General features: G+C 74.3%; 7 protein-coding genes. 1 reads left to right on the top strand and 6 read right to left on the bottom strand.

Annotated elements, in window-relative coordinates:
* Positions 1–292: 292 nt before the first annotated feature.
* The 4 genes from ACOV8S_RS02180 to ACOV8S_RS02165 form a co-directional block, all read right to left on the bottom strand.
* On the bottom strand, positions 293–2,266 hold the full coding sequence (locus tag ACOV8S_RS02180; RefSeq protein WP_448315760.1) for an ATP-dependent DNA helicase: 1,974 nt from the start codon (positions 2,264–2,266) through the stop codon (positions 293–295).
* A gap of 13 nt (positions 2,267–2,279) precedes the next feature.
* Entirely contained in the window at positions 2,280–2,915 is a 636-nt protein-coding gene (locus ACOV8S_RS02175; RefSeq protein ID WP_448315758.1) for a GNAT family N-acetyltransferase, read from the bottom strand.
* 8 nt (positions 2,916–2,923) lie between these two features.
* A complete protein-coding gene (locus ACOV8S_RS02170; RefSeq protein ID WP_448315756.1) occupies positions 2,924–4,837 on the bottom strand; it encodes an IucA/IucC family protein in 1,914 nt (637 codons plus the stop codon).
* A gap of 285 nt (positions 4,838–5,122) precedes the next feature.
* Complete coding sequence (locus ACOV8S_RS02165) at positions 5,123–6,364, bottom strand: aminotransferase class III-fold pyridoxal phosphate-dependent enzyme (protein ID WP_448315754.1); 1,242 nt, start codon at positions 6,362–6,364, stop codon at positions 5,123–5,125.
* A gap of 230 nt (positions 6,365–6,594) precedes the next feature.
* On the opposite strand from ACOV8S_RS02165, the gene ACOV8S_RS02160 reads away from it, so the two are divergent.
* The gene (locus tag ACOV8S_RS02160) at positions 6,595–7,821 is read left to right on the top strand and encodes a trypsin-like serine peptidase (protein ID WP_448315752.1); all 1,227 of its coding nucleotides are present in this window, start codon (positions 6,595–6,597) and stop codon (positions 7,819–7,821) included.
* 119 nt (positions 7,822–7,940) lie between these two features.
* Here ACOV8S_RS02160 and hflX read toward each other — a convergent pair whose 3' ends face one another.
* Together hflX and ACOV8S_RS02150 are read right to left on the bottom strand one after the other, a co-directional pair.
* Entirely contained in the window at positions 7,941–9,419 is a 1,479-nt protein-coding gene (gene hflX / locus ACOV8S_RS02155) for a GTPase HflX (RefSeq protein WP_448315750.1), read from the bottom strand.
* Positions 9,420–9,692: 273 nt separating this feature from the next.
* Positions 9,693–11,223: M1 family metallopeptidase (locus ACOV8S_RS02150; protein WP_448315748.1), on the bottom strand; the 1,531-nt coding region annotated here is incomplete at its 5' end.

The following is an 11,223-nucleotide window of genomic DNA, read 5'->3' as shown; positions in this document are numbered from 1 at the left end:
GTACGCAGGGCCGACCCGGCGCACAGGGCCGCCCTGGGGCACCGGTCATGCCGCTCCCGCCGGTCCGGCCACGGTGAGCGCCGCCCGAGCGCACGAGCCGCCCTCGCACCGAGTTCCGGGCCGCGGCCGGCTACCGGGCTGCAGGGTTCCGCAGGGCTGTGGCGGTCGCCCAGCCGGTTCCCCGGAGCGCCGAGGGTCCAGAGCCGCGGGATCCGCCGGACGCACGAGGCCGCCGCACGGCCGGCGTGACCGAAGGGCGGCCGCCGGCCGTGCGGCGGCCGTGTGACGGCCCTTAGAGCCCTTCCTCCCGCGCCTTCGCGTCGATGGCGGCCAGCGAGCGGCGGACCTGGTTCGGGTCGGTCGTGTACCAGAAGTCCGGCATCCCTGCCTTGAGGAAGCTGCCGTACCGTGCCGTGGCCAGCCGCTGGTCGAGGACGGCGACCACGCCGCGGTCACCGGTGGCCCGGACCAGGCGGCCGGCCCCCTGCGCCATCAGCAGCGCCGCGTGGTTCGCGGCGACCGCCATGAAGCCGTTGCCGCCGCCCTCCTCCACGGCCTTCTGCCGCGCGCTCATCAGCGGGTCGTCGGGCCGGGGGAACGGGATCTTGTCCATGACCACCAGCTGACAGCTGGGCCCGGGCACGTCCACGCCCTGCCAGAGGGAGAGCGTGCCGAACAGGCAGGTCCGCGGGTCGGCGGCGAAGTTCTTGATCAGCTCGCCGAGGGTCTCCTCCCCCTGCAGCAGGACGGGGAACTCCGGGATCCGCTCGCGCAGTTCCTCGGCCGCCAGGTGCGCGGCCCGCATCGAGGAGAACAGGCCGAGGGTGCGCCCGCCGGCGGCCTGGATCAGCTCGGTGAGCTCGTCCAGCATGTCCGCCCGGTCTCCGTCCCGGGCCGGCCGGGCCAGGTGCTTGGCGACGTACAGGATGCCCTGCTTGGGGTAGTCGAACGGCGATCCGACGTCGACGCCCTTCCACGGCGGGAGGTCGTCGCCCTCGACGCCCTCACGGCCGAGCCCCAGCGACGCGGCCACACCGTTGAAGTCCCCGCCCAGCTTGAGCGTGGCGGAGGCCAGTACGACGCTGCGGTCGGTGAACAGCTTCTCCCGCATCAGCCCGGCCACCGACAGCGGCGCCACCCGCAGCGAGGCCCCGAACCGGTCGTGCCGCTCGTACCAGACGACGTCCCACTCGTTGTGGTGGGTGATCCGCTCGGCGACGGCGTGTACGTTCTCGACGGAGGCCAGCGCCTGCTTGCGGACGGCGTCCTCGTCCTGGACGGACTTGTCCCGGGTGTTGCCGATGGCGGTGATCACCGACCGGCAGGCGTCCCGCAGCGCGGTGAGCGCGTAGGACAGGTCCTCGGGGATCTCCTCCAGGCGCCCCGGCAGCGCCAGCTCCATGACCCGCTCGAAGCCCTCGGAGGCGGTCTGCAGCTGGTCCGCGTACTTCTCGTCGACCAGCTTGGCGGCGCGGCGCACCGCGCGGCCGACCTGGCCGGGCGTGAGCTCCCCGGTGGCGACGCCGGTGACCCGGGAGACCAGCTCATGCGCCTCGTCGACGATCAGCACCTCGTGCTGGGGGACCACGGGGGCGCCCTCGATGGCGTCGATGGCCAGCAGCGCGTGGTTGGTGACGATCACGTCGGCGAGCTTGGCCCGCTCGCGGGCGGCCTCGGCGAAGCACTCGGCGCCGTAGGCGCACTTGGTGGCGCCCAGGCATTCACGGGAGGAGACCGACACCTGCTGCCAGGCCTTGTCGGAGACGCCCGGGGTGAGGTCGTCCCGGTCGCCGTTCTCGGTCTCGTCGGCCCAGTCACGCAGCCGGAGCAGGTCCTGGCCGAGCTTGCTGGTGGGCGCGGCGGCCTCGAACTGGTCGAAGAGGCCCTCGTCCTCCTCCTGCGGGACACCCTCGTGCAGCCGGTGCAGGCACAGGTAGTTGGAGCGGCCCTTGAGGATCGCGTACTCGGGACGGCGCCGCAGCAGCGGGTGCAGCGACTCCACCGTGCGGGGCAGGTCGCGCTCGACCAGCTGGCGCTGCAGGGCGAGGGTGGCCGTGGCGACGACCACGCGCTCCCCGTGCGCGAGGGCGGGCACCAGGTAGCCGAGCGACTTTCCGGTGCCGGTGCCGGCCTGGACCAGCAGGTGCGTTCCGTCGTCGATGGCCTCCGCGACGGCTTCGGCCATGGTCACCTGGCCGGGGCGCTCCGTGCCGCCGACGGCCGCGACCGCGGCGTGCAGGAGTTCGGGGAGTGAGGGCTTCGTCATAGCGCCACCAACCCTAGTGCGTCCCTCCGACAACGCCCCGCCCGCGGATCAGCAGGGCGGCGCGTTTGCCGGGCAGCGCCAGCTCGGCGGCCCGGCGGAACCCGGCCTTCCGGAAGGCGCCGATCGAGGCGTGGTTACGGACGTCGGGCTCGGCGACCACCCGTGGGCAGGCCGGGTCCCGGTCGAACACCAGCCGGACCACCGCGTCCAGCAGTAGGGCGCCCAGGCCGCGGCCGCGGTCGGCGGCCTCGCCGATCAGCAGGTGCACGCCGGTGTCGTGGGGGCGCGCGGGGTAGTGGTCCGCGAGCGGGTCCAGGTCGGCGCGGTAGATCTCCCAGTAGCTCATCGCGCGCCCGTCGAGCAGCCCGAGGCAGGGCAGGCTCCGGCCGCCTCCGACGACGACGTCGCCACCGTCACCGCCGCACTGGGCGCGCAGGTGCTCCTCCGTCCGCCGGGGCGGCCCGGCGAGCTCCCAGAACGCCGCCACGACGGGGTCGTTCATCCACCGGTGCACGAGCGCGAGGTGGTCGGCGACGCGCACGGGCAGCAGCCGGAACCTCCCGGCACGGGTGGCGACCGGGCCCCAGCCGTCGGCCCGTCCCGGGCGGTGGGACCCGTACGGCCGGACCGGGGCGGCCAGGGGAGACATGGCGGCGGTCATCCTGCGTACACCGGGTTGGCGACGGTGACGTACACCGACTGCGTGTCGACCGGGCCGACGAGTTCGTCGAGGCCGTGCAGCCGGGTGAGCAGGTTGGCCTTGCACCGCAGCAGCGGTTCGTCCAGCAGCCGGGCGGGCAGCGCGGAGCGGGTGCGGTCGGGCCCGGTGGCCACGTCGGACAGGAAGCGGCGGAACGCGGCGAGCAGCAGGCGCTCGTCGGCGAGCCGCTGCGAGCCGAACGCGCCGATGAGCCCGAGGACGTTGTTGACGCCGAGGTAGTAGGCGAAGCGCTCGTCGGTGACGGCGTCGCCGACGAAGCTGTCGCTGCGGCGGCCCACGCCGGGCAGCCGGGCCTCCAGTTCGGCCCGGCGCGACTCGCGGAAGTAGTACCCCTGGTTGTCCCGGTAGCGGCCGCCGGCCGGCCAGCCGTCCGCGTCCAGGACGACGAGGGTGTTCTGCTGGTGGGCCTCCAGGGCGACGCCCGCCTCCCCGTCGAGCCACAGCACCGGGCGGACGACGGCGTGCAGGTAGCGCAGGAGCCACTCGGCGCAGACGGCGTCCAGGGGCCGCCCGGTGCGCTCGGAAAGCCCGGTGACCAGACCGGCGAGCCGGGAGACGGGCCGGCCGGGCCGGCGCGCGCAGGCCGGCCGGGGGGCGCAGAGCGCGGCGACGCACAGCACGTCGTCGGCGGGCCCGAACGGGTTGTGCCGCAGCACCGCGTCGAGTCCGCGCACCGGGCTGCCGTCCGGCGCGTCCACGGCCAGCCAGGCGGGGTCCCGGACGATGTCGAAGCCGGGGTGCGCGGCACGCAGCCGGGCGCCGAGGTCGCCGCGCAGCAGCCGGTGGACCTCGACGCCCCGGTGGAGTTCCTTGCGGAGGTTCTCCCGGAGCGAGTTGGTGACGCGCAGGCCCAGCGACAGCTTGAGCATGACAGGGGCGCCGGTGCGGTACAGGGTGCGGACGGACGAGGTGGGGCTCCAGGGCTCGCCCCGGACGCCGAGGTCGGTGAGGAGGCCGGCGTCCAGCAGCGCCTTCACCCGGCCGTCGTCCCGCAGCCGTCGCCACTGCCAGGGGTGCACGGGAAGCAGGGCGTGCCCGGGCGGGGCGTCGAGGGCGGGGCCGTGCAGCCGGGCGACGAGGTCCTGGGCGGGCACGGTTCTGCCGCTCTCGGTCCAGGCCGAGTCCGAGGCGAGGGCGCCGGGGGCTGCCGCGACCCAGTGCAGGGGGAAGGCCCCGCGGGTCTCCGGGGAGTACCGCACGAGCTCTTCGTCGGTCAGCCCTTCCCGGCTCTTGGGGGCCGGATGGAAGGGGTGGCCGAGGAGGAGGGACTGCTCGGCGCCGAGGAAGAGGTCGGGGACCGGAGCCGGACCGAGACCCCGGCCGTGGAAGCGTTCGGTCAGGAACACGGCGGTGCGGCGGGCCGAGTCGATCACCCGGGCGACCGGGCCGGGGCCGTCACCGGGTGCCGCCCCCGGTCCGACGGGCGCCATGGTCTCCTTGTGCGGAGCCCTCTCGTGCGGAGCCGTCTCCTCGTGGGCCGCCGTCTCCCGCGCCAGCAACGCGGCCAGCAGCGCGGCGTCCACCGGGGGTGCGGAGGCGGGCGCGGCGGCAGGCCTGGCCGCGCCGAAGCGGTGCAGGCCGGTGGGCGACCAGTACCGGACCGGCACGACCAGCTCGGCGCCGCACGCGGGCAGCGGCACCCGCAGCGGCAGACCGGGCGGCGGCGCGGGCAGGTTCCGCTCCCGCACCCAGCAGCGCAGCAGGTTCTCCACCGTCGCGGCGTCGGCCACGGCCTGGGGAGCCGCGCCCTCCAGCGGGTCGGCGACGGGGCCGCCGTCCCCGTCGGCGTCGCCGCCGGTGGTCCTGGCGCGGGGCAGGAGGGTCGGCTCGGTGGGCGGGGTGACGTTCAACTGGTCCTCACAGCAGGGGGGTGCGGAACTACGGGCGGTACAGGCCGAGGGTGGGACGGGCTCGCGGGCGGACCGGGACAGCGGGCAAGGCCCGCAGGAGCCGCACCGCACGCCGCGGCCCGAAGGCGCGGGACCGTGGAGGGCTCCGGACGACAGCCGGCCGGGGCGCGCCGGTGGCGGTCGCAGGGCGGCGCGCGCCCGCTGTGGGGCCGCGGACGTGCCGGCCCCGCGGGCATGCGGGACCCGCGCCGTGCCGGCCGGGCAGGGTCCGGCCCCGTGGACGGCTCAGGGCCGTGCGGCGCCCGCCGCGGCCGCCACCGCGTCGGCCAGCCGCTCCAGTACGGCGTCCGCCTGTTCGTCGCTGACCGTCAACGGCGGCAGCAGACGCACCACTTCGGCGTGCGGACCGGCGAGGCCCACGATCAGCCCCCGCCGCAGGCACTCCCGCCGCACGGCCGCCGCCGTCGGCCCCGATGCGCCGCACGGCTCCCCGGTGACCGCGTCCGGGACCGTGAACTCCAGGCCCAGCATCAGCCCACGCCCGCGCACGCCCGCGACGCACGGGAGACGGGCGGCCAGCTCGCGCAGCCCGGTCAGCATGCGCTCCCCCACCACCGCGGCCCGATCGGCCAGCCGGTGCTCGCGGACGTGGGCGAGGGTCGCCGCGCCCGCCACCATGGCGAGCTGGTTGCCCCGGGCCTCGTCGGCCGGCGCGGCCCGGCCGGCCAAGGCGGCCGCACGGCCCCCGGCGGCGGGGGCGGCGGCCTCCAGGTCCTCGCGGTGCACCACCACGGCCAGCGGCAGGCTGCCGCCGATCGCCTTGGCCAGCACCATCACGTCCGGGATCACCCCGCTGTGCTCAACGGCCCAGAACGCGCCGGTCCGCCCGACCCCGGTCACCGTCTCGTCGACGATCAGCGGCACCCCGCGCGCCCGCGTCGCCTCCCGCAGACCGCGCAGCCACCCGTCGTCCAAAGGTTCGGCGATCACTCCGGCGGGCCGTGGGGCTCCCGCGGCGCACCCTTCGAGCAGCGCCTCCACGCTCGCGTGCCCCTCCCCCGGCCGGTCCGCGGGCACCGGGGGTCCGGCGGCCCCGGTGGCGCCTTGGACCAGGCGGGCGGCCACGGCCAGGGCGTCCGCGGCGGCGGGCCCGCAGAGGCGGACCCGCGCGCCCCGCGCCTGCCCGGGCGGCAGCGTGGCGAGCAGTTCGGCGACGAACCGCTCCTCGACCGGTGTGCTCAGGTCCAGCACGCCGATGGGCGCGCCGGAGTCCAGCACCTCGCGCACCGCCGCCAGCACGACCGGGTGGTTGTGCCCCAGCGCCAGCGCTCCGTCCCCCGAGAGGCAGTCCAGGTAACGGCTGCCGTCGGCGCCCTCGACGGTCATGCCCCGGGCACGCACCGGCACGATCGGCAGGGCGCGCGCGTACGTCCGCGCCGACGCCTCCCGCAGCGGCTGCCTGCGCACGGATCCGGTCAAGGTCACCCTCTGGTCCTCCCGACGCCCCACGTCCGCGGGGCCGGGCATGGACAGCCGTCCCCTCACCACTACAACTGGCGGAGCTTCGTGGGGGACACGGGTGAAACCCGAGTTCCGGGAAAGCCGCAGGGTGAGCCGACTCCCCCTCGTGACGGAACCGTTGCCGATCCGTCGGCAGTCACCCACAGCCACCGCCTAGGGTGGCGGTGGCTGACCGGGCACCGTGGGTGACCGGTCCCATCACGTCCAAGCGCACTCACGCCAGGGGGAGTTCTGCAATGCGACCCATACGCCCGCCCTTTCCGCACGGCCGGGGAACGACCGGGGGAGGGTCCTCCCGCACCCGCCGTGGCGGCTTCCGTCCCCTCGCGGCCGTCGTCCTCGCCTCGGCCCTGGCGCTGACGGCGGGCGCCTGCGGTCCGGAGGACGTCACCGCCGGGGACAAGCCGAAGGTGTCCGTCCCGGACGTCGGCGACGGAAAGATCAAGATCCCCCAGGAGCTGACCGACAAGCTCAAGGAGCACGGGATCGACCTCGACGAGTGGCGGGGCGGCGCCTGGAAGAACTGGGACCGGGACGACTGGCTGCGTGAGGCCGACCAGTTCATCAACCCGATCATCGAGGACCTCTGGAACTCCGACCGCATGCGGGAGGCCGAGGACCCGGCCAACACGGTCGACGAGAACGACCTCTCCGGCGACCAGGGCGTGACCGACCCGACGCCCGAGGTGGTGGAGGCCGCCGCGGTGGCGACGCCGTACAGCAGGTCCGCGCCCGCCGCGGGCAAGCTCTTCTTCGACGGACCGCAGGGCACCATGGTCTGCTCGGCGACGGTGGTGAAGGACCCGGCGAACCCGGGGAAGTCGAACCTGGTGTGGACGGCGGGCCACTGCGTGCACGCCGGTGAGAAGGGCGGCTGGTACCGCAACATCGCCTTCGTCCCCGCCTACAACGACAAGGGTCTCAGCGGGCAGAAGCTGGCCGACGCCGCTCCCGGGCAGCTCGCCCCGCACGGCCTCTGGTGGGCCCAGGTCGCGATGACCTCGGACCAGTGGATCGCGCAGGGCGGCCAGACCGGCGGCAACGGGGCGCCGTTCGACTACGCGGTGCTGAAGGTGACCCCGGAGAACGGCGGCGGCAAGTCGCTGGAGGAGACGGTGGGCACGGCGCTGCCCGTCGAGTTCGACGCCCCGGCCGTGCCGGACGTCGACAGCGTCACCGCCACCGGCTACCCGGCCGCCGCCCCGTACGACGGTGAGCGGATGTTCCGGTGCCAGGACGAGCCGGGCCGCCTGTCGGTGGTGGCCAGCGACCCGACCATGTACCGGATCGGCTGCTCGATGACGGCCGGCTCCTCCGGCGGCGGCTGGGTCGCCAAGGGTTCGGACGGCAAGCAGGCGCTGGTCTCCAACACCTCCATCGGCCCGATCTCGGCGGGCTGGCTGGCCGGCCCGCGCCTCGACGCCCAGGCCGAGAAGCTCTACAAGGCGGTCAGCGCCGAGTAACGGGTCCCGGCCCCGAACGAGGCGAGGGCCCGCCTTCCCGGTCGAACCGGGAAGGCGGGCCCTCGTGCGTACTCGGCCCTGCGGGCTCCGTGACCCGGAGAGGGTCACGCGCCGACGGGTCAGGCGGCGGCCGGCGCGAACGGAGCGAGGTCCGACGCCAGCTCCTCGTGCACCCGCACCTTGAGCAGGGTGCCCTCCGCGGTGTGCTCCTCGGAGATCACCTCACCCTCGGCGTGCGCCCGCGCCACCAGCTTGCCCTGGGTGTACGGGACGAGTGCCTCGACCTCGACGGCCGGACGGGGCAGCTCGGCGTCGATCAGCTCCAGCAGCTCGTCGATGCCCAGCCCGGTACGGGCCGACACCGCGATGGAGCGCTTCTCGACCCGCATCAGCCGCTGCAGCTCCAGCGGGTCCGCGGCGTCCGCCTTGTTGATCACGACGATCTCCGGCACGCCGGTGGCGCCGACGTCACGGATCACCTCGCGGACCGCGGCCAGCTGCTCCTCCGGGTTCGGGTGCGAGCCGTCCACCACGTGCAGGATCAGGTCGGACTCGCCGACCTCCTCCATGGTGGAGCGGAACGCCTCGACCAGGTGGTGCGGCAGGTGGCGGACAAAGCCGACGGTGTCGGCCAGCGTGTACACCCGCCCGCTGGGCGTCTCGGCCCGGCGCACGGTCGGGTCCAGGGTCGCGAACAGCGCGTTCTCGACCAGGACGCCCGCGCCGGTGAGGCGGTTGAGCAGGGACGACTTGCCGGCGTTGGTGTATCCGGCGATGGCGACCGACGGCACCTTGTTACGGCGCCGTTCCTGACGCTTCACGTCACGGCCGGTCTTCATCTCCGCGATCTCCCGGCGCATCTTCGCCATCTTCTCGCGGATCCGGCGCCGGTCCGTCTCGATCTTGGTCTCACCGGGACCACGGGTGGCGAGGCCGCCGCCCTTGCCGCCACCCATCTGACGGGACAGGGACTGACCCCAGCCGCGCAGTCGCGGAAGCATGTACTGCATCTGCGCCAGCGCCACCTGCGCCTTGCCCTCCCGGGACTTGGCGTGCTGGGCGAAGATGTCGAGGATCAGCGCGGTCCGGTCGATGACCTTGACCTTGACGACGTCCTCGAGGTGGATCAGCTGGCCGGGGCTCAGCTCACCGTCGCAGATGACGGTGTCCGCGCCCGACTCGATCACGATGTCGCGCAGCTCGTTGGCCTTGCCGGAGCCGATGTAGGTGGCCGCGTCGGGCTTGTCGCGCCGCTGGACGAGGCCGTCGAGCACCAGCGCGCCCGCCGTCTCGGCGAGGGCGGCCAGCTCGGCCAGCGAGTTCTCCGCGTCACGCGCCGTACCGGAGGTCCACACCCCGACGAGCACGACCCGCTCCAGGCGGAGCTGCCGGTACTCGACCTCGGTGACGTCCTCGAGTTCGGTGGAGAGGCCCGCGACACGGCGCAGGGCCGCCCGCTCGGAGCGGTCGTACTGCTCGCCGTCCCGCTCGCCGTCGATCTCGTGGCTCCAGGCGACGTCCTCTTCCATCAGGGCATCGGCCCGAAGGGCGTGCGCGGCGCGCTGAGAGTCCTGGGAAGTGGATGAAGAGGAGGTCATTGGGTCCTTACGTCGAAGGGGGTGATGGCGGGCCGTGCGGTCCGTCACTGGTCACAACGTCCGGGTGCCCCGGGAGATTCCCGGGCAACCCGCCCGTGCCCCACGATGGTCCCACGGCGCCGCCGCCCCGTCACCGGGTTATGTGCCGCCGCGACGACGGTGCACCCGCGCGGCGGTCACCCGCGTGCGGGTACGGGCCCGGGTGCGCCTGCCCGCGCTTCAGGTGAGCGAGGCCGCATGTGCCGGAGCCCCAGGTACCGCCGCCCGGACCCGTCACTCCGTGTGGCCGAGCTTCATGTGCTCACGCCCCGTGTGTCCGTGCCCCATGGTCCCGTGCCCCACATGCCCGTGCCCCACGTGGCTGTGCCCCAGGCCGGGGGCGGGGATCACCGAGCGGCCCTGGGCCGGCTTGCCCTCGGTCGTGGGGGCCTCCGCCTTCCAGTCCGGGTGCCCCGGCATCGGCGGGGTCCGGGTGTCCTGGAGCCAGGCCCGGAAGAATCCGTCCAGGTCGCGCCCGGCGACCTCGGAGGCCAGCCGCACGAAGTCCGCGGTGGTAGCGGTCGCGTCCTGGTGGCGGTGCACCCAGGCCCGCTCGACCTGCTCGAAGGCGTGCCGTCCGATCTCCTGCCGCAGGGCGTACAGCACCAGCGCCGAGCCGTCGTAGATCACCGGCCGGAAGATGCCGATCTTCTGCCCGTCCCTGGGCGCCTTGGGGGCGGCCGGCGGTCCCCCGGCGGCACGCCACTTGTCGGAGGAGGCGTACGCGGCCTTCATCCGCTCCTCCAGCGTGCGGTGCCCGGTCTCCTCGCCGTACAGCGCCTCGTACCAGGTGGCGTGTCCCTCGTTGAGCCAGACGTCGGACCAGGTGGCCGGGGTGACGCTGTTGCCGAACCACTGGTGGGCGAGCTCGTGCACCATGATCGATTCGACCAGCCAGGCGGGGATCGCGGGCTCGGTGAAGAGGAAGCGCTCGAAGAGGGAGAGGGTCTGGGTCTCCAGCTCGAACCCGGTGGCGGTGTCGGCGATCAGCACCCCGTAGGTCTCGAAGGGGTAGGGGCCGACCTTGTTCTCCATCCACGCGATCTGGGCGGGCGTCTTCGCCAGCCACGGCTCCAGCTTCTCGCGGTCGGCGGCGGGGACGACGTCCCGCAGCGGCAGCCCGTGCGGCCCCTTGCGGCCGACCACGGCGGAGCGGCCCAGCGAGACCTGGACCAGCTCGGTGGCCATCGGGTGCTTGCTCCGGTAGGTCCAGGTACGGCTCCCGGCGGCCCGGCCGGTGTTCTTCGGGCGTTTGTCCGGCAGGCCGTTCGCCACGGCCGTCAGTGCGCCGGGGGCGGTGACGTGGATCGTGTAGAGCGCCTTGTCGGAGGGGTGGTCGTTGCAGGGGAAGACCAGGTGGGCGGCGTCGGCCTGGTTGGCCATGGCGAGGCCGTCCTTGGTCACCACCCAACCGTGCTGCTGGTCCTTCGGGGGCCGTGGGTCGCTGGTGTGCCGGACGACGATACGGGTGGTGTCGCCGGGCTCCGGCGTCCGGCGGGGTGTGATCACCAGATCCTCGCCGGCGGTGGCGAACGCGGCCTTCGCGCCGTCCACCGTCACCGAGGAGACCTCGCCGTGCGCGAAGTCGAGGTTGATCCGCTCCAGGCGGTGGGTCACCTCGGCCTCGATGGTGGTGACCGCCTTCATCGGACGGGTGTGGGAGCCCGGGTAGGTGAAGCGCAGGTCGTAGGAGCGGACGTCGTATCCCGGGTTGCCCAGCTGGGGGAAAAGCCGGTCTCCGACGCCGAGGGGCTCGGCGGGGGGG

Source organism: Streptomyces sp. CO7 (assembly GCF_053474865.1).
This window is presented reverse-complemented; position numbering and strand designations above follow the sequence as displayed.